Source organism: Bellilinea caldifistulae, assembly GCF_001306055.1.
Lineage (GTDB): Bacteria > Chloroflexota > Anaerolineae > Anaerolineales > Anaerolineaceae > Bellilinea > Bellilinea caldifistulae.
Map to the genome: position 1 here is coordinate 149,592 of NZ_LGHJ01000011.1, position 22,629 is coordinate 172,220.

19 protein-coding genes are annotated in these 22,629 nt (G+C 59.5%); all 19 read right to left on the minus strand.

Annotated elements, in window-relative coordinates:
* Nucleotides 1–83: 83 nt before the first annotated feature.
* A complete protein-coding gene (locus tag AC812_RS05300; RefSeq protein WP_061912790.1) occupies nt 84–491 on the minus strand; it encodes an OsmC family protein in 408 nt (135 codons plus the stop codon).
* Nucleotides 492–518: 27 nt separating this feature from the next.
* A complete protein-coding gene (locus AC812_RS05305) occupies nt 519–1,013 on the minus strand; it encodes an HIT family protein (RefSeq protein ID WP_061912791.1) in 495 nt (164 codons plus the stop codon).
* A 44-nt stretch (nt 1,014–1,057) separates the two neighbouring features.
* Nucleotides 1,058–1,888: an alpha/beta fold hydrolase gene (locus AC812_RS05310; RefSeq protein ID WP_061912792.1), complete on the minus strand. Its 831-nt coding sequence runs from the start codon at nt 1,886–1,888 to the stop codon at nt 1,058–1,060.
* Nucleotides 1,889–1,911: 23 nt separating this feature from the next.
* The gene (locus AC812_RS05315) at nt 1,912–3,696 is read right to left on the minus strand and encodes a GAF domain-containing sensor histidine kinase (protein WP_061912793.1); all 1,785 of its coding nucleotides are present in this window, start codon (nt 3,694–3,696) and stop codon (nt 1,912–1,914) included.
* A gap of 224 nt (nt 3,697–3,920) precedes the next feature.
* On the minus strand, nt 3,921–4,775 hold the full coding sequence (gene pheA, locus AC812_RS05320; RefSeq protein ID WP_061912794.1) for a prephenate dehydratase: 855 nt from the start codon (nt 4,773–4,775) through the stop codon (nt 3,921–3,923).
* Nucleotides 4,772–5,695, minus strand: a complete 924-nt coding sequence (locus AC812_RS05325) for a branched-chain amino acid transaminase (RefSeq protein WP_061912795.1) — start codon at nt 5,693–5,695, stop codon at nt 4,772–4,774. The genes pheA and AC812_RS05325 overlap by 4 nt, the downstream gene beginning before the upstream one ends.
* Nucleotides 5,696–5,719: 24 nt before the next feature.
* Nucleotides 5,720–6,796, minus strand: coding sequence for a 3-isopropylmalate dehydrogenase (leuB, locus tag AC812_RS05330; RefSeq protein ID WP_061912796.1), 1,077 nt, complete (start codon nt 6,794–6,796; stop codon nt 5,720–5,722).
* Between the two features lie 17 nt (nt 6,797–6,813).
* Nucleotides 6,814–8,400 carry a citramalate synthase gene (gene cimA, locus AC812_RS05335; RefSeq protein WP_061912797.1) on the minus strand — a complete coding sequence of 529 codons (1,587 nt, stop codon included), beginning with the start codon at nt 8,398–8,400 and terminating at the stop codon, nt 6,814–6,816.
* 24 nt (nt 8,401–8,424) lie between these two features.
* A complete protein-coding gene (gene leuD / locus AC812_RS05340; protein WP_061912798.1) occupies nt 8,425–9,015 on the minus strand; it encodes a 3-isopropylmalate dehydratase small subunit in 591 nt (196 codons plus the stop codon).
* 12 nt (nt 9,016–9,027) lie between these two features.
* Nucleotides 9,028–10,458 (minus strand): 3-isopropylmalate dehydratase large subunit, encoded by a 1,431-nt coding sequence (leuC, locus tag AC812_RS05345; RefSeq protein WP_061912799.1) that lies wholly within the window; start codon nt 10,456–10,458, stop codon nt 9,028–9,030.
* The gene (locus AC812_RS05350) at nt 10,433–10,642 is read right to left on the minus strand and encodes a hypothetical protein (RefSeq protein WP_061912800.1); all 210 of its coding nucleotides are present in this window, start codon (nt 10,640–10,642) and stop codon (nt 10,433–10,435) included. Before AC812_RS05350 ends, leuC begins: the two co-directional genes overlap by 26 nt.
* A gap of 43 nt (nt 10,643–10,685) precedes the next feature.
* Entirely contained in the window at nt 10,686–12,305 is a 1,620-nt protein-coding gene (locus tag AC812_RS05355) for a 2-isopropylmalate synthase (protein ID WP_061912801.1), read from the minus strand.
* Nucleotides 12,306–12,334: 29 nt separating this feature from the next.
* On the minus strand, nt 12,335–13,396 hold the full coding sequence (ilvC, locus tag AC812_RS05360) for a ketol-acid reductoisomerase (RefSeq protein WP_061912802.1): 1,062 nt from the start codon (nt 13,394–13,396) through the stop codon (nt 12,335–12,337).
* 19 nt (nt 13,397–13,415) lie between these two features.
* Entirely contained in the window at nt 13,416–13,979 is a 564-nt protein-coding gene (gene ilvN / locus AC812_RS05365; protein WP_236839224.1) for an acetolactate synthase small subunit, read from the minus strand.
* Complete coding sequence (gene ilvB, locus AC812_RS05370; protein WP_061912803.1) at nt 13,979–15,697, minus strand: biosynthetic-type acetolactate synthase large subunit; 1,719 nt, start codon at nt 15,695–15,697, stop codon at nt 13,979–13,981. The genes ilvN and ilvB overlap by 1 nt, the downstream gene beginning before the upstream one ends.
* Nucleotides 15,698–15,758: 61 nt before the next feature.
* Nucleotides 15,759–17,426 carry a dihydroxy-acid dehydratase gene (gene ilvD, locus AC812_RS05375; protein ID WP_061912804.1) on the minus strand — a complete coding sequence of 556 codons (1,668 nt, stop codon included), beginning with the start codon at nt 17,424–17,426 and terminating at the stop codon, nt 15,759–15,761.
* Nucleotides 17,427–17,742: 316 nt separating this feature from the next.
* Entirely contained in the window at nt 17,743–18,798 is a 1,056-nt protein-coding gene (gene asd / locus AC812_RS05380; protein ID WP_061912805.1) for an aspartate-semialdehyde dehydrogenase, read from the minus strand.
* Nucleotides 18,795–20,237: an aspartate kinase gene (locus AC812_RS05385; protein ID WP_114676065.1), complete on the minus strand. Its 1,443-nt coding sequence runs from the start codon at nt 20,235–20,237 to the stop codon at nt 18,795–18,797. The genes asd and AC812_RS05385 overlap by 4 nt, the downstream gene beginning before the upstream one ends.
* 28 nt (nt 20,238–20,265) lie before the next feature.
* Nucleotides 20,266–22,593, minus strand: coding sequence for a PEP/pyruvate-binding domain-containing protein (locus AC812_RS05390; protein WP_061912806.1), 2,328 nt, complete (start codon nt 22,591–22,593; stop codon nt 20,266–20,268).
* Nucleotides 22,594–22,629: the final 36 nt, after the last annotated feature.

Sequence of the window (22,629 nt, forward strand, 5' to 3'; positions counted from 1 at the left end):
GCTGTTTACAGGTTACTGCGAATCATCTCACCTTCCTTGTTCAAATACCTGCCGTCAGTATACCACAAATTGCGTTTGCGGATTTATTTTTCGACAATTTCGTACGAGTAGGTAATTTCTGCCACACCCCGCACGGTGTTGGATACCGAACAATATTTCTCTTCCGAGAGGTGAATGGCTTGCTCGACGGCTTGCGGCGTCAGCCCCTGGCCACCCAAACGATATAACAGGTGAATCTTGCGAAAAGTCCACGGCGGGTCGCTATCCTGCACGGCTTCGGCTTTGATTTCCAAAAAGGTCAATTCGATGCGTTTTTTTTGGAGGATATTGACCACATCCACGGCTGTGCAGGCTGAAAGTGCCACCAGCAGCATCTCGGATGGCTTCATCCCCACCCCTTCATCCGGTGTAGAAAGCACAACCGAGTGATGGGTCGAATCAATTCCCACAAAACGTTGTCCGCCTATCCATTGCACCGATGCAGATGCCATTGAAAAACTCCTCCATCCGTTCTGAAATTACTTTTCGAACAAAGCCGCCCAGCCTTCGCGGATGCGGCGGAAACTATCTTCCAACGCCTCCGGCAGAACGCGCGTGCCGGCTAAGGTGGACATGAAATTGGTATCTCCTGCCCAGCGCGGCACAATGTGAAAGTGAAAATGCTCGGCAATGCCTGCCCCAGCCACGCTGCCGATGTTCGCCCCCACATTGAATCCTTCCGGCTTATAGACATTTTGCAGCACCAGCAGACCACGGTTAAGCAACTCGATGATCTCCGATCGGGTTGCCTCATCCAGTTGGGACAGACTGGGTTGATGATCGTACGGCACAACCATGATATGCCCGCTGGTGTAGGGAAAGCGATTGAGAATCACGTAGGCGCGTTCACCTCGCGCAATGATCAGGTTTTCGTGTCCGTCTTCCTGATGCGGCGCCGCGCAGAAAACACACTGGCTGCTTTTTTCATTGCCCTGAATGTATTTCATTCGCCACGGTGACCAGAGGTGATCCATGCGCCGATTGTATCACAGCCAGCGGGAAGATTTCCAGTTGTTTTTTACTCTTCGTCAGTTTGAACCGGGTCTTTTTTGGGTAATTTAATCCACAAAGCCGGATTTTCCAACGCGGCGTGCAAATCGTCCAAAAAACCCGTCAGCCGTGCGGCAAGCAGGTCGGGCCGCTCCAATGGGAGCAGATGGCCGCCATCTGCAATCACATCCAGCCGGGCCATTGGCAGCTGATCGGCCAGGAAGCGCGAGCGTGAAGGGGGTGTCAGGCGGTCGTGGCGCCCACAGGCAATATAAGCCGGGGATTGAATCTGGTTGAGCCGCTGCCGAATGTCAAAACGGGCACAGGCCAGCCAGTCGCCGTAAAGCACACTGCTGCGTACCTTGTGCAAACTGCTCGAAATGCGGGCAGCCAGTTCAGGGCTGGTGGTGCTGGTAATCAGCCGCTCCCGAATTAAGCGGATGCCAAGCGGCGCCGAGGCAGGACTACTCAGGTAATCCACCAGTCCAGATGGCACATCGAAGCTAGCCGCCGCCGAGAACAGCCCCACGCCGGCCACGTGCTGTGGAAATTCCAACGCCAGATACAAAGCAATCGCAGCCCCCATGGAATGTCCGACAAAAACCGCCTGAAAGCGCCCCAAATCCGCCAGGAATTCCAGCAGCACTTCGGCGTATTCTTCAACCGATTGACAACCCGGCAATGTAGAACGCCCATGCCCCGGCAGATCAATTGCGTAGACCGTGTAACCAGTCAGCCGCCGAAATTGGGCTGGCCAGTCCAAATGGCTGCCGCCTGCCCCGTGAATCAGGATGACGGCTTTTTGATCACTTTTGCCCCCCTCATGCAGCGAATAGGCAATTCCGGCTGTCAAGGGCATGTGAATTTTCCTGTGCGGCGTGATTAATTGGCTTGAGGGACTTTCGCCACTCCGCGTTGCAAGCGGTCTACTGCGGCTTCGTCCAGCGGAATGATGGCTTGAACGCGAGTGCCTTTACCCGGAGCCGAGTGGACGCGCAAGACGGCGTTAATCATTTCAGCCCGCTCGCGCAGGTTAATCATACCCAAACTTCCCCGTTTTTCATAGGAATTGAGCACACCATTTACATCAAATCCCTTACCATTGTCGGCAATTTCCAGAAAGACCATCCCCTCATCATCGGGCAAGCGTTTTAACCGCACCCGAATCAGGCTTGCCTGAGCGTGTTTACGGGCGTTGTTGATGGCTTCTTCTACAAGATAGAACACTGCGCTTTGCCGGTTCAGATCCAATGCATCCACAGCCTGCGGCTCAATTTCCAATGCCACATTTTGCTGGTAGACTTCTTTCATCTTGCCGGCCATTTGTTCCAATGCGGCGTTCAATCCGTCGCTTTCCAGTGCCAGCGGCCGCAGGGTAAACAGCATATGACGCAGTTCCTGAGTTGCGCGTAGAGCAAGTTCCTCAATCCGTTGCAGCTCTTGCGGTAATTCTTCTGGTTTGCGTTGCAGCATTTTTGCCGCAATTTGCGCCCGGGTTACAATTGCCGCAACCAGTTGAGTCGGTCCATCGTGCAGGTCTCGCGCCAGTTTCTTGCGGGTTTCTTCCTGTGCGCTGAGAATTCGATTTTTTTCCTCTTCGATCTCCTCGAACAGGCGAGCGTTCTGAATGGCAATCACCACCTGATGACCAATCATTTCGAGCAGATCGCAGCGTTCGCTGGTAAAAAATTCAGCCTGCGGATGGGCAAACACCATCACCCCATAAATCTGCATTCCGCGCATCAGCGGCAGCACCAGTGCCGCCTGACAGGTCTGTAACGCCAGCAGGCGTTTCAGCTCCGGGTCGGCAGCCGGGTTAGAGATCAACTGTGGTTGGCCGCTTTTCAGGGCGCGCGCCAGCCCGCCCTCTTTGGCGTAAAACACCACCCGCCGGTCAGCCGGTGAAAGCCCGCGTGCTTCGCCGATCCCCATTTGATCGCCCTCAAAGTGCAGCACAGCGCTGATCAGGCGAGTGGTCTCGCTTTCTTCACCCAGCGCGCTCTGGGTGAGGTTCAGTGCAGTATCCAACACCACCTGATAATTCAGAGTAGCGCTGAGCGTTTCCACCATCGAGTAAAAAATTTCCAGCCGCTTGCGTTCTTTGATCTGAGCCTTGCGTTCGGTTTCTTCGCGCAACGCCAGCAGGCTACGGTAACGCTGGCGCAGCAAACGCATCACCCGCCGGCTGAGCAGCCCCAGCACCAGCATGGCCGTCAGGTGAATTGCCAGCAAAAGGCTGGCCGGCAGCAAATAAGCCGGGAGACTTTCCGTGCCGATCATCCGCAGAGTAACCCCGCCCTCCAGCAGGGTCACCAGCAGGGTGCTGAACAACGCCCCGCGCCATTCATAATACAGCGCCCCGCTAAGGATCGCCAACACCCCCGCCCATGAAAGGGGTCCTCCCAACCCGCCGCTGGTGTAGAAAAACGCCGCACCGATCAGCACATCGAATACCACGCCGATCAACCGGTGAGCCGGCAGACGGGTGTTGGCAACTGCCAGAATGGAAAAAATCAAGTTGAGGCCGGCGGTTGCCGCAATCGCCCCCAAAAATAGAACGGAAGGCACCCCGGCAAGCGCCTGGATTGTTATGAAAACAACCAGCACTAACCAGCGCAGCGCCAGTATCAGCAAATCGGGCAAATAGGGGAATTCTGCTCTGCGCATACCATTAAATCATAACCGATTTGTAACCAAAAATAGACTTATAAAATTGCAAGGTGAAGCCAGACTTTTTTTTCTGGCTTTATGACATTTCCTTTTTAATGTCATTCCGAGCGAAGCAACACTTTGCAGTGCAGGTGGGAATCCCCGCCCTTGCCCCCTACAGCCTTGCGGGAGATTGCCACGCCGCCTGACGGTGGCGTGGCAATGACATAAACCAGTTTACGTCATTCCGAACGTAGTGAAGAGTCTCCGCCCATCTGCCGCTGACGGGGATACGACCCCAACACCCGTAAAAAGGTAGCAAACTCACCCAGATTGCGCAAGGCGTTTTGAACCCGCTCTTCGCCGATGGAACCCGCCAGATCAATGTAGAAGAAGTACTCCCACGGCTTGCCCACCAGCGGACGCGATTCGATCTTGGTCAGGTCAATTTCGCGCAGGGCAAACACACTCAACGCCTTGAACAGAGCCCCCGGTTGATTTTTGAGGCTGAACACAATCGAGGTCTTGGCATCCCCACCCGCTTCAACTGGCTGACAGGCAATCAGCAAAAAGCGGGTGAAATTGAGCGGGTTGTCCTCCAGCCCTTCCACCAGCACCTGCATCCCGTACAACTCGGCTGCCCGGCGCGCGGCAATCGCCGCCAGATCGCGCTCACCGCGCTGGCGCACCAGATGCACCGCCCCGGCCGTATCATGCACCGCCTCGCTTTTCAGCCCCAATCGGCGCAGGTTTTCGCTGCACTGCGCCAGCGCCTGCGGGTGGCTGATCACCCGCCGTACCTCCTCCAGCCGTACCCCCGGCAGGGCAATCAGGCAGTGGGCAATCCGCAGGTGATGCTCGCCCACCACATGCAAATTGTGCTGGAGCAGCAGGTCGTAGTTACGATGGATGCTACCCGCCAGAGAATTTTCAATCGGAATGAAACCCAGCGCCGCCTGTCCGCTCTGAACCGCCTCGAACACCTGCTCGAACGATTCGCACGGCAGGCTGACCGCGTCGCTGCCCAAACGGTCAAAGATGGCTGCTTCGGAATAGGCGCCGGGTTCACCCTGAAAGGCAACCCGCAAACCGCTCATGGATTGACCAGATCCAGCCAGTGCTGATAGCGTTCATCCTCACCGCGCACCACCGCGTGAAAAGCCTGCATCAAGCGGTAGGTCACCGGGCCGCGCCGCCCGCTGCCGATCACACGGTGATCAATCTCGGTTACCGGCACAATTTCGGCAGCCGTGCCGCTCACAAAACACTCCTCCGCCACGTACAGGTGATCGCGGCTGATCTGGGCTTCCTGCACCTCGTAGCCCAAATCGCGCGCCAGGGTGATGATGGCATCGCGGGTAATGCCCTCCAGCACCGCCCAGGTACCGGGTGTGTAAATCACCCCGCGCCGAACGATGAACAGGTTTTCGCCGGTGCATTCAGCCACATAGCCCTGCGGGTCAAGCATGATGGCTTCATCAAAGCCCAGCCGTGCCGATTCGGTTTTAGCCAGCACGCTGTTGGCGTAATTGCCGGTGATTTTTGCCTTGGTCATCATGATATTTGGATGCAGGCGGGTAAAGGACGAGATGTTCATGCGGGCGCCTTTTTCCAGCGCCTCATCGCCCAGATAAGCCCCCCAGTACCACGCGGAAATCCCCACCCGCGCCCAGCCGACATCCAGATTGAGGTTCTTCACCTGACTGTCGAAGAAAATCAACGGGCGAATGTAGCAGGATTCAAAGCCGTTGGCCCGCACCACCTCGCGGCAGGCTTCTTCAAGTTGCTCCTGGGTAAACGGCAGCGAGCGAAACCCCAGAATCTTGGCCGATTCCAACAGCCGTTGAATGTGATCCTTCAGCCGGAAGATCGCCGGCCCGCGCGGTGTGGCATAACAGCGGATGCCCTCAAAAACGCCCAAACCGTAATGCAAAGCCGAGGTCATAAACGGCACCATCGCCTGCTCGTTTTTGACCAGTTGGCCGTCCAGCCAGGTATAACCTTCGTTTTCCGTCATGATGAATTCTCCTTTGATGAAAGATTAGAATGAATCCTCCAAAGAAAGCCGATCCAGCACGGCATCGGTCATTGCCCGGGTGGAGAGGCTGCCGCCCAGATCGCGGGTTCGGCAGCCCTCCTGAAGGGCGCGCTCCACCGCCTGTTCCACCGCACGCGCCGCTTTTTCCTGCTTCAGGGCATAGCGCAACAGCAGGGCCGCGCTGAGAATCGCGCCGAGCGGGTTGGCAATTCCCTGCCCGGCAATATCCGGGGCCGATCCGTGAATCGGCTCGTACAAGCCGCCGCCCCTCCCGCCCAGCGATGCGGAAGGCAGCAAGCCCATCGAACCGGCCAGCACGGCGGCCTCATCCGTCAGAATGTCGCCAAACATGTTTTCGGTGACAATCACATCAAAGGCAGCCGGACTGGTCACCAGCCGCATGGCGGCCGTATCCACCAGCACATGCTCGACCTGCACCTGCGGGTAGCGCCGGCTGACCTGTTGAACAATCTGCCGCCACAGGCGCGACGTTTCCAGCACATTGGCTTTGTCCACCGAGGCCAACCGCCCGCGCCGCCCGGCTGCCAGTTGAAAAGCCAGATCCACCACCCGCTCGATTTCGTAATCCCAGTACACCAGCGAATCGACCGCCCCCTCACGCCCGTCCTGCCGCAGGCGGCCCTTCGGCTCACCGAAGTACAGCCCACCGGTCAACTCACGCACCACCAGCAAATCCACTCCCTGCAACCTTTCGGGACGCAGCGGCGAGGCATCCACCAGAACAGGGTACACCCGCACCGGCCGCAAATTGGCAAACACGCCCAATCCCTTGCGGAGTGCCAGCAGCCCCTGTTCGGGACGGACGGGCGCAGTGGGATCATCCCATTTCGGCCCGCCAACTGCACCCAGCAGCACGGCATCCGCTTGCTGGCACTCCGCCAGAGTGGCTTCGTCCAGCGCCGTCCCCAGCCGATCAATCGCACAGCCGCCGATCAGACGCTCTTTGTAGGTAATTTCAATCCCGGTTTGGGCTGCGGCAGCATCCAGCACCTGTCGGGCTGCATGAGTAACTTCGGGGCCAATCCCGTCGCCGGGTAATACAATGATGGTAAAGGTCATGGCAAAGACAATTCCTTTCAATGAACCGCTTCGGGTTGCGGCTGGGCTTCGACGACCAGAACGCCGTACTCAATCGAATCAGTCAGCGCGCGCCACGAGGCTTCGATGATGTTGGTGCTGGCACCGACCGTCCCCCAGGCACGGTGGCCGTTGCGGGTTTCGATCAGCACGCGGGTGGTTGCACTGGTACCGTTGTTGCCGTCCAGAATGCGCACCTTGTAGTCCGAAAGGTGAAAGCGGGCAATTTGCGGGTAGTAGGGCAGCAGCGCCTTGCGCAGGGCGGCATCCAGCGCCGCCACCGGCCCGTTGCCCTCCGCGGCGGTGTGGATTAACTCGCCACCAACCCGCACCTTGACGGTTGCCTCGGCAATCATCCCCCGCCCGGCGCGGTGTTCCACCTCAGCGGTGAAGTCCACCAGTTCAAACGGTGGCTGATAATCGGCTTTCTGGCGCAGCAGCATCAGCATGACCGAAGCATCGGCCGCCTCGAACGAAAAACCTTTGGCTTCCAGCGCCTTAACTTCTCGCAGTGCCTGATTGAGATTGACCTGATCGTCAATTTCAATCCCGTTTTCCTCGGCCTTGCTGAGCAGATTACCCCGTCCGGACAGTTCCGAAACGACCACCTGCGAGCGGTTGCCGACCAGAGCCGGGTCAATATGCTGGTAGGAACGCGGCGTGCGGCGCATAGCGGCCACATGAATGCCGCCCTTGTGGGCAAAGGCATCCCGTCCCACATAAGCAAGATGTTCATCCGGAGCCAGGTTGGCGATCTCGGCTACGTAGTGGGCAAGGTCGGTCAACTGAGCCAGATGACCGGACGGCAGGCAGGTGTAGCCCATCTTCAATTCCAAATCGGGGATGACCGAACACAGATTGGCATTGCCGCAGCGTTCGCCGTAGCCGTTGATGGTGCCCTGCACCTGCACACATCCCTCCCGCACGGCTGCCAGCGAATTGGCCACCGCGCACTCGCCGTCGTTGTGGGTGTGGATACCCAGTCGGGCATGCGGAAAGCGCGCCCGTACCGCCCGAACAATCTCGCTCACCTCCCACGGCATGCTGCCGCCGTTGGTATCGCACAGCACCAGCGTCTCGGCTCCACCGCGCAGTGCCGCCGCCAGCGTTTGCAAGGCGTATTCGGCGTCCTCCTTGTAACCGTCAAAGAAGTGTTCGGCATCGTAAATCACCCGCCGGCCCTGCGCGGTCAAATAGGCGAGTGATTCCTCGATGATGCGCAGGTTGTTTTGCGGGGTGGTGCGCAGTACTTCATGGACATGCAGCAGCGAGGATTTACCCACCACCGTGCAAACCGGCGCTTTCGAGTCCAGCAAGGCACGAATGTTGTCATCCTCGGCAGGGGTCTTGTTGACCGCGCAGGTCGCCCCAAAGGCGGCAATGACGGCGTGCTTCCATTCCATCTCGGCAGCGCGGGCAAAAAACTCGGCATCCTTGGGGTTGGAGCCCGGCCAGCCGCCTTCGATGAAGTCCACCCCAAACTCATCCAGCCGTTTGGCAATTGCCAGTTTATCATTCAGCGAAAGGGAAATGTCAGTACGCTGGGTACCATCGCGCAGGGTAGTATCGTAGATTTCGATTTTCATTTTCTCACGCTCCTCCGGGAACCTCTAAAATTGGCGCTGCGCTTCGTAACGGGCAATTTCAGCCTCCAAACCGAGCAGGTAGCCCAGTTCATCCACGCCGTTCAGCAGACAGGTTTTGCTAAACGGGTCAATCGGGAAGGTTGCCGTACTGCCGTCCGGCAGTTCCAGCGTCTGCGAGGCCAGATCAATCGTCAGCCTTTGAGCGGGGTCGCTGCCAAAAATCTGCATCAGCCGTTCGTGCACCTCTGGGGAGACCACCACCGGCAGCAACCCGTTTTTGAGGGCATTGTTGCGAAAGATATCCGCAATGGTTGTGGAAATTACCGCCCGAATGCCCCAACCGAGCAATGCCCAGGCAGCGTGTTCGCGCGAGGAGCCGCTGCCAAAGTTATCGCCGGCCAGTAAAATCTGCGCCCCCTGACTTTGAGGCTGGTTGAGAACGAATTCCGGGTTGGGGCTGCCGTCCGGCAGGTAACGCCAGTCGGCAAACAAACTGGCGCCCAGCCCGTTTTTGTCGGTCGTTTTCAGAAAACGCGCCGGGATGATCTGGTCGGTATCCACGTTGCTGACCGGCAAGACCACCACGGTTGAAGTTAAGCGGGTAAAGGGCTGCATGGCTCTGGCTCCTCACGAAAGATAGGGGCGCGGATCGGTGACAACCCCGGTCAACGCCGAGGCAGCCGCCGTAAGCGGACTGGCCAGGAAAGTGCGCCCGCCCTTGCCCTGCCGCCCTTCAAAGTTGCGGTTGCTGGTGCTGATGGCGTACTGCCCCGGTTCGAGTTGATCGCCGTTCATCGCAATGCACATCGAACAGCCCGGTTCGCGCCATTCCGCTCCGGCTTCCAGAAAGACACGGTGCAGGCCTTCGGCTTCGGCCTGTTTTTTGACCTGCTGTGAGCCCGGCACCACCAGCACCCGCAGCCCCGGCGCCACCTTGCGCCCGCGCAGCAGCGCAGCCGCCTGCCGCAGGTCGGCCAGCCGGCCGTTGGTGCAGGAGCCGATAAAGACGGCATCCAGTTTATGACCCAGCAGCGGCGCGCCCGGCTGCAACCCCATGTACGCCAGCGATTTTTCCAGCGCAGCCCGCTGAGCGGCATCGTTGATCTCCTGCGGAGAGGGGATGTGTCCGCTGATCGGGATTCCCATGCCGGGATTGGTGCCGTAGGTGACCATCGGTTCCAGCCGGCTGGCATCCAGATAAACGGTGTGGTCGAAGGCAGCGCCCTCATCGCTGGGCAGGGTGCGCCAGCGGGCAACGGCACGTTCCCACGCCTCACCTTGCGGCGCATACGGCCGCCCGGCCAGAAATTCAAAGGTCGTGTCGTCGGGAGCAATCATGCCAGCCCGCGCCCCGCCTTCGATGGACATGTTGCAGATGGTCATGCGTTCTTCCATGCTCATGGAACGGATGGCTTCGCCCATGTACTCAAACACATAGCCGGTGCCGCCAGCCACCCCAATCTGGGCGATCAGCGCGAGGATGACATCCTTGGCGGTAACGCCCGGCTTCAATCGCCCCTCGATGCGCACCGCGCAGGTCTTGGGCTTGCGCTGCAACAGGCATTGAGTGGCCAGCACATGCTCCACCTCGCTGGTGCCGATCCCAAATGCCAGCGCACCAAACGCGCCGTGGGTGGCAGTGTGGCTGTCACCGCAGACAATCGTCATGCCCGGCTGAGTCAGCCCCAGTTCCGGGCCGATCACATGCACAATACCCTGATTCGGGCTGCCCAGTCCCATCAGCGGAATGCCGAACTCGCGGCAGTTTTTTTCCATTTGCATGATCTGGCGGCGGCTGAGCTCATCGGCAAACGCCAGCCGGCCATCCCCGTTGCCGTTGGGCTTGCTGAGGGTGGGGATGCCGTGATCGAGCGTGCCGACCGTCCGCTCCGGGCGGCGGACACGCAAACCCCGCGCCCGCAGACCGCTGAACGCCTGCGGCGAGGTGACTTCATGCACCAGATGCAGGTCTATGTACAGAACAGCCGGCGAATCCGGCGGTTGGGTAACGACATGACTTTCCCAGATTTTTTCAAACAACGTTTTTGGGCGGCTCATACTCACTCACCGATTGACGAAGATGTTGTTCATAGGCGGTGCCGTTCATTTCGGCAGCCGGGCGGTGGGGATGACTCTTCATCAAAAAGTCGGTCATATCCCATCCGGCGGGGATGGTATTGGGGCGCACAAAGGCTTGCGCCGGATCATCTGGTTCAAAGTAAGCGGAAAAAATGGGGTTCATGATTCAGTCTCCTCTCTGGCGAATGATTGAAAAAAAGGACCGATTAAACCGGCTGAACTGCCGACTGCTCCACACTGCCGTACTGACCGCTGGCCACCAATAACTTGTTCAGGGCAGCCAGGTAGGCTTTGACACTGGCCACCACAATATCCGTATCGGCACCGTAGCCGCCAAAGGTACGCGGCACTTCAGCCTCGCGCTGCGGGCTGATTTGCAGCAAGGCGTCAATGCCCTCGATGCGCACGGTTACTTCTCCCAGCGCATCAATCCCCTCGGTTACGGCGTGCACGACGAATTCCTGCAAGGTATTGGGGGCTTTGACAATCGCATCAATGGCTTTGTAGGCCGCATCCACCGGCCCGGTGCCCACCGCTGCGCTGACATGCAGCTGACCATCCGGGCCGCGCAGGCGCACGGTGGCGGTGGGCATGCCCATCGTCCCGCAGGCCACCTGTAAACCGTCCAGCGCAAAGAACTCGCGCGGCTGGTACAATTCGTCCGAAACCAGCGCCTCCAAATCGGCATCGGTGATGGTCTTCTTGCGGTCGGCAAGGTGCTTAAACCGTTCAAACACCTGATCCATTTCAGACTCATCCAGCGCGTAACCCAGCGCCGCCAGACGGGTGCGCAGGGCGTGCCGCCCGGAGTGCTTGCCCAGAACCAGTTTGCTCTGTGTAGCCCCAACTGTTTCGGGACGCATGATCTCGTAGGTCAGGGAATGCTTGAGCATCCCGTCTTGATGAATGCCGGCTTCGTGGGCAAAGGCATTCGCGCCGACAATCGCCTTGTTGGGCTGCACCGGCAAACCGGTGTAGTTGCTGACCAGTTTACTGATACGGCTGATCTGCGTCGTATCAATGCCGGTGTGCAGGCCGTAAAACTGCGGGCGGGTGTGGAGCGCCATGACGACCTCCTCCAGGGCGGTATTGCCAGCCCGCTCGCCGATACCGTTGATGGTCACTTCGGCCTGGCGGGCGCCGGCCCGCAAACCGGCCAGCGTGTTGGCGGTTGCCAGCCCCAGGTCGTTGTGGCAATGCACCGAAACAATGCAGTTTTCGATGCCCGGTGTGTTCTGGATGATTCCGGCAATCAGCGCGCCAAATTCATCCGGGGTGGTGTAGCCCACCGTATCGGGGATATTCAGGGTGGTTGCCCCGGCGCGGATGGCAACCGCCAGTACCTCATAGAGGAATTCCGGGTCACTCCGCCCGGCGTCCTCCGGGCTGAACTCGACATCCTCGCACAGACTGCGGGCGTATGCCACCATTTCGGCAACCCGTTCCAACACCTGCTGACGGGTCATGCGCAGTTTGTACTGCATGTGAATTTCCGAAGTGGCTAAAAAGGTGTGGATGCGCGGTCGCGCAGCCGGCTGAACCGCCTGCCAGGCTTTGTCAATATCGCTTTTGGTGGCACGCGCCAGCCCGCAGATGATCGGCACCCGCCCGCCATCCGCCGAATTACCGACTTCGATGGCAATCCGGCGCACGGCTTCCAGATCATCCGGCGAGGCCGCCGGGAAGCCAGCCTCGATCACATCCACCCCCAGCCGCGCCAGCCCGCGCGCCACTTCCAGCTTTTCGGCGCTGGTCATGGTCGCACCGGGCGACTGCTCGCCATCTCGCAGGGTGGTATCGAAAATGCGTACATAGGGTTCGCTCATCGCTTTCCTCCTGATGAACCGATAAAAAATCAACCGGCGGTTTTTTGCCAGTTTTCGGGGCGCAGGAAGCGCACCATTGCCCCGGCCTGCCACATCTCCGATTCCCGCATTTGCCGCAGTTCTTCCGCTAATTTTTCCTGATAATCCGGCTGGCTGTTGGCTTCCAGCACGCGGCGGGTTTCTTCCCCGCTGGCAACCGACTGATACAGGCGCTCAAAGACCGGCAGGGTAGCGTTGCGGAACTCATGCCGCCAGTCCAGTGCCCCGCGTTGGGCGGTTGCTGAGCAGTTAGCGTACATCCAGTCCATCCCGTTTTGAGCCACCAGCCGAATAAGGCTTTGGGTCAATTCCTCGACCGTTTCATTAAAAGCCTCCGACGGGGTGTGGCCGTGTGCGCGCAGCGTTTGATACTGAGCCTCCATGATGCCGGCCAGCGCGCCCATCAGCACGCCGCGTTCACCGGTCAGGTCGGAATACACCTCGTGCTCAAAGGTGGTTTCAAACAGATAGCCGGAGCCGATGGCGATGCCCAGCGCCAGCGTGCGCTCGCGTGCCCGGCCGGTGTAATCCTGCGCCACCGCAAAGCTGGAATTGATGCCGCTGCCTGCCAGAAAATTGGCGCGCACGCTGGTGCCCGAACCTTTCGGGGCGACCATCACCACATCCACATAGGCGGGCGGCACGACACCGGTCTGATCTTTGTACACCACCGCAAATCCATGGGAAAAATAGAGGGCATCGCCTTCTTTCAGGCACGGGCGAATGCGCTCCCAGGTCAATTTCTGGGCAGCGTCCGATACCAGGTACTGCACTACCGTACCGCGCGCCGCGGCTTCTTCCATCGAGAACAGGGTTTCACCCACCACCCAGCCATCCCGCTGAGCCTTCTCCCATGATTTGCCGCCCGGGTTGACCCCCACGATGACCTTGATGCCGTTATCACGCAAATTCAACGCCTGCGCCGGGCCCTGCACGCCGTACCCCAGCACGGCGACCACTTCATCCTTCAAAACCTCCTGTGCTTTGCTGAGAGGGAATTCCTCACGGGTTACCACTTCTTCTTCAACGCCTGCAAAGTTCATTTTTGCCATGTTTGCTTCTCCTCACGTCTCAGTTTTCGGAAATTGTTTCGGGGTGCGGGTGGGCCTGCCCGTTGCCGTTGAGCGGCACATACAACGGCGTACTGCCGCGCTCCATGGCGACTACGCCGGTGCGCACCATCTCAATGATGCCGAACGGACGCAGCACCTCAACAAAGCCGTCAATTTTTTCCACATCCCCGGTTAATTCAACTATCAAAGATTGGTTGGTAACATCCACCACCCGCCCGCGGAAGACATCCACCACCTGCATGATTTGGGTGCGGCTTTCGGGCGGAGCCTGCACTTTGATCAGCGCCAGATCGCGCACCACGCTCTGGGTGTGGGTCAGGTCTTCCACCTGCACCACATTGACCAGCTTATACAGGTAAGCCGTCAACCGCTCGATGGCGAAATCATCTCCTTCAACCACAATCGTCATGCGCGAGAGACCGGGCTGCTCGGTGTGGCCGACGGTCAGCGATTCGATGTTGAACGCCCGCCGGCGGAAGAGCGAAGCCACGCGGTTCAGCACGCCGGGTTTGTCTTCAACCAGAACAACCAGTGTATGCGCCATTTTCCGCTCCATAGTCATCACAATTCATCCTCTCCGGTTTCGACAATCGCCGTGCGCACCGGACGGCGGATCATGTTGTGCAGGTCGGCCCCGGCCGGCACCATCGGATAGACGCTGTCTTCCTGCTCCACCCGGAAATCAATCACCACCGTGCCATCGCTGGCGCGGGCGGTCTCCAAAGCCGCCTGAACATCCTCGCGCCGTTCAACCCGCAAACCGGTCAGCCCGTGTGCCTCAGCCAGTTTGACGAAATCCGGGCTGCGCATCGGGGTTGCGGCGTAGCGCCGTTCGTAGAAGAACTCCTGCCACTGGCGCACCATGCCCAGATAGCCGTTGTTGATCACGGCCACATTGACCTTGATGCCCTCCTGAGCAGCCGTGGAAAGTTCGGCAGCCGTCATTTGAAAACCGCCGTCACCGACAATCGCCCACACCTCCGCTTCCGGGCGGGCAAATTTAGCCCCGATGGCGGCCGGCAGGCCAAAGCCCATCGTCCCAAGTCCGCCGGAAGTGATCCACTGGAAAGGCTGGTCCACGCGGTAGTACTGGGCCGCCCACATCTGGTGCTGGCCCACATCGGTGGTGATGATTGCATCCCCACCGGTGAAACGCCACAGGTCGTGAATCACATGTGCAGCGTACAGATGGCCGTCCGGCGGCAGGTATTGAATGTCGCGCACGGCGCTTTCGCCTTTCATCTCCTGGATGTGTTCCAACCAGACCGAATGATCCAGCCGGGGCAGGTGTTCCAGCATGGTTTGCAGCGTTTCCCGCAGGTCGCCGACAATCCCGACATCCACCCGCACGTTCTTGTTGATCTCGGCCGGGTCAATGTCAATGTGAATCTTGCGGGCATTCGGAGCGTAGGTCTTCAGGTTGCCGGTCACGCGGTCATCAAAGCGCATCCCAAACGCCAGCAGCAGGTCGGCTTCCTGAATGGACTGGTTGACCCACGCCTCGCCGTGCATGCCCATCATGCCCAGATTGAGCGGATGCGAAGCCGGAAAACCGCCGATGCCCAGCAGCGTCATCGCCACTGGAATTTGCGCCCGTTCGGCAAATTCCTGCAATTCACGCATGGCGTTGGAAAGCAGCACGCCCTGCCCGGCCAGAATCAACGGCTTGCGCGCCTGCGCAATCAGTTCAAGGGCCTGCTCCACCTGCCGGCAAAGCGGGTGACGCTGCGGACGATAACCGCGCAACTTAAGCGGAGCCGGGTCATACTGCCACTCGGTGCTGTTCTGCTGGGCGTCTTTGGCAATATCCACCAGCACCGGGCCGGGGCGCCCGCTACGGGCAATGTAAAAGGCTTCCCGCAGGGCCGGGCCAACATCCTCCACCCGCGTGACCAGGTAATTATGCTTGGTAATCGGCAGGGTGATACCGGTGACGTCCGTTTCCTGAAAGGCATCAAAACCGATGAACCGGCTGACCACCTGCCCGGTGATGAAAACGGTCGGCGAAGAGTCCATCATTGCCGTGGCGATGCCGGTGGTCAGGTTGGTAGCGCCCGGCCCGGAAGTCGCCATGGCCACCCCCACCTTGCCGCTCACCCGCGCATAGGCATCCGCCATGTGGGCTGCACCCTGCTCGTGGCGCACCAGCACATGGTGTACCGGGTAATCCAGCATGGCGTCGTAAATTGGCAGGTTAGCCCCGCCCGGATAGCCAAACACCACTTCAACCCCCTCACGTTTCAGCACCTCCCAAACAATTTGTGCACCGGTTAATTTCATTGCTTCCTCCTTTGACGAATGATGAAAATGACGGCTCAATAGAATGAATGAGTAATCCTTCTCAACACATCAGCACCGCCCCCGTATCGGCGCTGGTAACAAACTGCTGATAGCGGCGCAGCCAGCGGCTGGTCGTGCGCGGTTGAAAGGGCGGCAGTTCTGCCAGCCGACGGGCAATTTCCTCGTCGCTCAGGTGCACGTTCAGGCTGCGCTCATCGAGGTTGATTTCAATCACATCACCGGGCTTGAGCGCCGCAATTGGACCTCCGGCCGCCGCCTCCGGAGAAACATGCCCAATGCAGGCGCCGCGTGTGCCACCCGAAAAACGCCCGTCGGTGATCAGGGCCACCTTATCGCCCAGTCCCATGCCCATGATGGCGCTGGTCGGGCTGAGCATCTCCTGCATGCCCGGTCCGCCCTTCGGGCCTTCGTAGCGGATGACCACCACATCGCCGGGCTGGACTTCGTGGGCGAGAATGCCGCGCAGGGCATCTTCCTGCGATTCGTAAATCCGCGCCGGCCCGCTGAAACGGCGCATATTCGCCGAAACACCGCCGGTCTTGACCACCGAACCGCGCGGCGCCAGATTGCCGAAGAGGATCGCCAGCCCGCCGTCGGTTGAGTGGGCGTTCTCCCAGCGGCGGATGACCTCTTCATCGCGGATTTCTGCTCCCTGCAGGTTCTCCCCCATCGTTTTACCGCTCACGGTCGGGCGGTCGAGGTGCAGCATGCCCGTAGCGCGCTGAATTTCGTTCAAAATCGCCGGGATACCGCCGGCGCGGTGGACATCTTCCATGTGCCACTTGCCGGCCGGGCTGACCTTGCACAAGTGACGCACCTTTGCCGATACCTGATTGATCCGTTCAAGCGAGTAGGGAAATCCGGCTTCGTTGCAGATGGCCAGGGCGTGCAGGATGGTGTTGGTTGAGCCGCCCATCGCCATATCCAGCGCAAAGGCGTCGTCCATCGCCTCGGGGGTGATGATGTCGCGCGGGCGCAGGTCGCGCTCGACCAGATCCAAAATCAACCCGGCCGCCCGTTGAGCCAGTTCCTCGCGCTCCGGCGTATTCGCCAGCGCCGAGCCGTTGTAGGGCAGAGCAATCCCCAGCGCTTCCATCAGGCAGTTCATGCTGTTGGCGGTAAACATGCCGGAACACGAACCGCACGAGGGGCAGGCGTAATCTTCCAGCACTTTCAGTCGGCTGCGACTCATCCGGCCGGCCTGCACCGCTCCAACCCCCTCGAAGACCGAGATCAGGTCAATCACCTCGCCATCCGGGGTGCGCCCGGCCGCCATCGGCCCACCGGAGATGAAAATGGCCGGAATGTTGACCCGCACAGCCCCCATCAACATGCCCGGAACGATTTTGTCGCAATTGGGAATGCATACCATGCCATCGAAGGGGTGGGCGGAAATCATCGTCTCAATCGAGTCGGCAATCAGCTCGCGTGAGGGCAGCGAAAACTTCATCCCCTCGTGTCCCATGGCGATACCGTCATCCACGGCAATCGTGTTGAACTCAAACGGCACACCGCCAGCAGCGCGGACGGCTTCTTTGATCTTTTTTCCAAATGCCTGCAAGTGAACATGACCGGGGACGATATCCACATAGGAATTGACAATCGCAATAAACGGCTTACCCAAATCGGCATCGGTTACGCCGGTGGCTTTGAGTAAAGCCCGGTGAGGTGCAAATTCAAGTCTGGTTTTGATGGGAGTGGAGCGCATGGTTCTTCCTCTGGCGATAACGGGTTATCAAAAAAGACCGCCCGGTTGGGCGGTCTTTTTTCTTTGCTATGCGTTAGGTCTGAGTTTATCTGCTTCTGGACTCTCCTGCGCTCACTCTTACCGCCCAAACGGGTAATGGGTTCTCGAGTACAATAACGAGAACCAAAATCGCGATAAGAATGAACAGGGAGAAGAACGAAATCATCGGGGGATAAATTTTTCCAAATTGGGGAAATTTCGCCCTATTGTAGGACAATTGGAGTCAAAAGTCAAGTACCTTTCAAAAATTTTAACCTTTTCTTTACATTGGTGGAGTTCAAGACACATACCCCAACCGTACCATCAACTCGGCGTTGAGCAGCGAGCCGCCGGCCGCCCCGCGGATGGTGTTGTGCGAAAGCACCGTCAGGCGCAGGTCAAAGAGAGCATCCGGGCGCACCCGTCCCACCACCGTCGTCATGCCCCGGCCGGTCATCCGGTCAAGGCGCGGCTGGGGGCGGTTTTCCTCCTCGCGCACCACAATCACCGGTCGGGCTACCGAAGGCAGATCCGCCACCGGAGCGGGAGCTTCGTACTCTGCCAGTACAGCGGCAGCCTGTTCGGGAGCAGCCCGCCCAGCCAGTTCGACCGAAAGACACACTAAATGACCGTCGGTCACTGCCACCCGGTTGGTATGCGCCGAAATGCCGAATTCGGCAAGGCGGATCTCCTCGCCTTCCAGTTTGCCCAGCATCTTGCGCGGTTCCCACTCGACCTTGTCCTCCTCACCGCTGATAAACGGGATGACATTATCGGCAATATCCAGCGAGGCAACCCCGGGGTAACCCGCCCCGGAAAGGGCCTGCAGCGAAACGGCAAACACCCGCTTCAAGCCAAAGGCGTCTTGCAGGGCTTTGAGGGCAATCGTCATGCCGGTGCTGGTGCAGTTCGGGTTGGTGGTAATCCAGCCCGTCCAGCCGCGCCGCCTGCGCTGAACTTCAACCAGGCGGGCATGTTCCGGATTCACCTCCGGAATGAGCAGCGGCACATCCGGCTCACGGCGGTAGGCGGAAGCATTCGAACACACCCCAATCCCGGCTTGCGCCAGGGCGGGCTCAACCTGACGGGCGATATCGGCTGGCAGCGCCGAAAACGCCAGACGAGCCCCGTTGAGCGATTCGGCTTCACTGGGCAGCACCGGCATCATCCTCGCCCAATCGGGCATTGGCTCTGGCAACAGCCAGCGGCACACCTCGCCGTAGGTTTTTCCATGGCCGCGCTCCGAACCGGTCAACGCCACCACCTCGAACCACGGATGATTGTCCAGCAACTGCACAAAACGCTGGCCGACGCTGCCGGTTGCGGCCAGCACGGCAACCGGAATCTTGCTCATGCCTGCACCTCCTGATGGGGAATGACCTGACGATGCAATGTGCGTACCGCCGCCTGGGTGTCCTCGTCCTTCAGCACAAAACTGATCGAGACCTCCGATGAACCCTGCGCGATGGCGATCACGTTGATGCCCTGTTCGCCAAGTGCGCTGAACACCTTACCGGCGACCCCCGGCGTGCTGCGCATCCCCTCACCCACCACCGTGAGGATGACCACCTCATCGGTTGCCCACACCCGGTCAATGTCCTTGCCCTGAATTTCGCGGTAAAACTCGTTCTGAATGGCGGCAATCACCCGCTCGGCTGCCGCAGCCGGTACGGCAATGCAGATGGCCTGCTCGGAAGATGCCTGCGAGATGAGCGAGATGTTGGTGCCGGTGGAGGCAATTGCCGCAAAAGTGCGCGCCGCCACACCCGGCACACCCAGCATACCACGCCCCTCGACGGTAACCAGTTTCATCCCGCGGATGGCGGTAACCGATTTGACAATGCTGGAATGATTTTCGGGGGGTTTTTCGGCCACCAGCCGCGTGCCGGGATGATCCGGGTTGAAGGTGTTCAGCACGCGCAGGCCAATGCCGGCTTCGATCACCGGACGGATGGTTTTGGGGTGCAGCACCTTGGCGCCGGCGTAAGCCAGTTCGGCCACCTCGCGAAAGGTCAGTTCCTCGATGGTATGCGCCTCCGGTACGATGCGCGGATCGGCGCTCATCACGCCGTCCACATCCGTCCAGATCCAGACTTCGTCAGCCGGCAGAGCCGCCCCCAGCAGAGCAGCCGTGTAATCCGAGCCGCCCCGTCCAAGGGTGGTTACTACGCCGCTGCGGGTTGCGCCGATGAAGCCGGTCACCACCGGGACGATGCCCCTTTGCAGGAGAGGCGGCAGCACCTCACGCACCGCCGTCTGGGTCGCCGTCCATTCCGGGTAGGCAGATTGATGGTGATCATCCGTGATGATCAGGCTGGTTGCCTCAACCACCTGAGCCGGGCAGCCCTGTTCCTGAAGAGCAGCTGCCAGCAGACGCACCGCCATGCGTTCCCCCAGCGAGGAAACCGCATCCAGCGCCCGCGGGGTAGCCTCACCGAGGATATAAATCGCCAGACACAGCGATGCAAAATCGCCGATCATCCGCTCGATTTCGGCACGCACGGCTGCGGCGCGGTTGGACTCACACACCAGAGCGTTCAGAACTTCCTCGTGGCGGGCGGTCAGAGTCTGAGTTGCCTGCTGGTACACTTCGGCATCCCCGTGCGCTGCAGCCGTTGCGCTGCGCAGCAGCAAGTCGGTCACCCCCGAAAGGGCCGAAGTGACAACGGTCAGGTAAGGCGAGCGGCTTTTCTGACGGATGATAATCTCCACCGTCTGACGCATGGCCGCCGGACTGCCCACCGACGTCCCGCCAAATTTCATCACCAGATTTTGTGGATTGGATAAAGACACTTTAAAAACACCTCACTTTCCTGTACCATTACTCCGCCGGCCGTAAATAACCCATACCTTTCTTGCCGTCCATCCGAATTTCCAGCCGGTGGGCTGGGCGCTCGGCCGGCAGGTGAATGACTTTGATGCACTCCAGCGCCGCCGAATTTTCCTCAATCCAGACTGACCGCTGGTCAGTTGCCCGGCGCAAAAATGCCAGATTGAGATAATCGTCTTCTTCTTCCGCCGAAACCGCCAGCGGGAAAATGCCCGACTCGACCAGATCCTGAAAGAAATGCGTGCCGTAGGACGGCTCGGAGGCATAGCCGCCTTTGCGGCTGGTCAGTTCGATCAGCGCGCGGGTGTTGAAAATATCGGCATAGGTGACCGGCACACCCTGCATGAAATCGGTCGAGCCCCAGCGCCCCGGCCCGATCAGGACGAAGTTTTTGCCTTCCAGCGCGCGGTTGATCTGGGCAATCCGGCGGGCTGTTTCGCTGAAATCATGCGCCGAGGGCAGGCGGTAGTATTTTTCCGGATCCACAAAGACGATGTACTCCACCCCCTCCACCACCCCCAGCGGCACCATCCGGTTGCTGACAAAGATCACATCCTCGTCGCGCACTCCCTCTGGCAACCGCACCGCCAAATCGGCATTCCAGCTGTGATGCGGGCGGCATTGCAGCAGGTGAAATTTCAGGTCGGGCTTGCCACCTTCCCCCGGCTGAATCGTCAGGGCAAACTCCACATCTACCGCCGAGTGGTACTCCTCCGCCAATCGGCTCAGAATATTGCGCAGCAGGGGAACGAAATCGGTTTGCAGCAGCCGTTCAAACGTGACCACGAACTGGCTGGGCTGCAGCGAAAGCCCCAGCGTCAACGGCGGGCGGATTGTCTCGCCATCGTCCACCGAGATGACCCAGCGCAGTGCCGGAAAGTCCGTCCCCAGCACCTCTTGCACCGGCAGAGTGACCAGCGCATTGCTTTGCAAGTCAATCACATCCATCTGATGCTGAGAGTACTGGCGGATCGCCTGCGGGGTCACCTCCGGGCGCAGGTTAGGATGACTCAGACCGATCAGGCGGGGGTAATCGTTGGGGGTGCGTTCCACGGCGCGCGTCCCCAGCCCAACCACCAGGCGGGCAAAGCCCTCCTCCCGGCGCAGGCGCGGGTTCCACACAATCGGGCTGAACGAGTAGGCAACGCCGGCTGCTGACGGGAAATACTTCCCCCGATACGGCTGACCCTGCACCTCTTGAATCAGGATCGCCATGCGTTCGTCGTAGTCAATCAGCCCCATCCGGCGGCGGTACGAAAGCGCATCCGGATTGTAAATGCTGGCATACGCCCGCCGGATTGCCAGAGTCAGGTCGCGCAGGTTTTCTTTGAGGCTGCCCTGGTTGGGGCAGAAAACGCTCAGGTACTTGCCTGCAAATGACGCGCCAAAATTATCCTCCAACAGGCTGGAAGAGCGCACGATCAGGGGGGTGTTGCCCACCTCGCGCAGCAGGTCGCGCAGTTGATCGGCAATCTCCTCCGGAAAGCGCCCGCCGGCGTATTTTTCCTGAATCAGCGGGTAATCCTGCCGGATTTGCTCATCCGATTTGTACTTCTGATTGACGTATTCCAGATCGTTCAGCGCGAGGAAGTCGTAGAACACATCCGCACCGATGAAGTACGAACGTGGCAGGGTGATGCGCTCGGCCAACTGGGGGACAGTCGCCTGCAGGATTTTATAGGCCAGCAGCATTCCGGCGGCTTTGCCGCCAATTTTGCCGCTGCCGATGCGGTGGCGGATGATGTAGCTGAAATCGGCAGCCGTGAACCAGCGTTTGGCAATTCGGATGAAGCCCAGCTGGTCACTCAGCAGGCTTTTGAGCAGCACCACCCGCAGCTCTTCGAGATGGTGCTGCACCTGAGCGCGCTGCTCCGGCGGCAGAGATTCGTAGGCTTCTGCCTGACGCAGTACCATCTCCAGCGGAGCCAGTTCCGGGTTGAAACGCAGGCTGATTTCCGATCCAACCGGCGGGCGCTCTCCTCCGCGATCGGCCAGCACATCATCTACAATCTTGTGCAGCAGTTCAATCGGCAGGTTGTAGGCAAAGTAAAAATCGGTCAGGATGCGACGGATGCGGTGATAGCGCAACTCCCAACGTTCGCTGTCCTCCGGACGCTGCTCATCGCCCAGCCCTTCGCGCTTCTGCGATTCGATGGCCTTTTCGCGGATTTCCTGCTCGAACCGCTCCGGCGAAATGATCCCACGCTGGAACAACTCCTCGCGCATCCGCCGACGGATGGAGGAAGCCAGCATGGGGTACTGCGCCAGCAGCAGGTAAATTTCCAGAATTTTCGATGACTCAGGGGGAATAACCGACATACCTCACCGCCTGCCAGAGAGGGTATAAAATTCTGC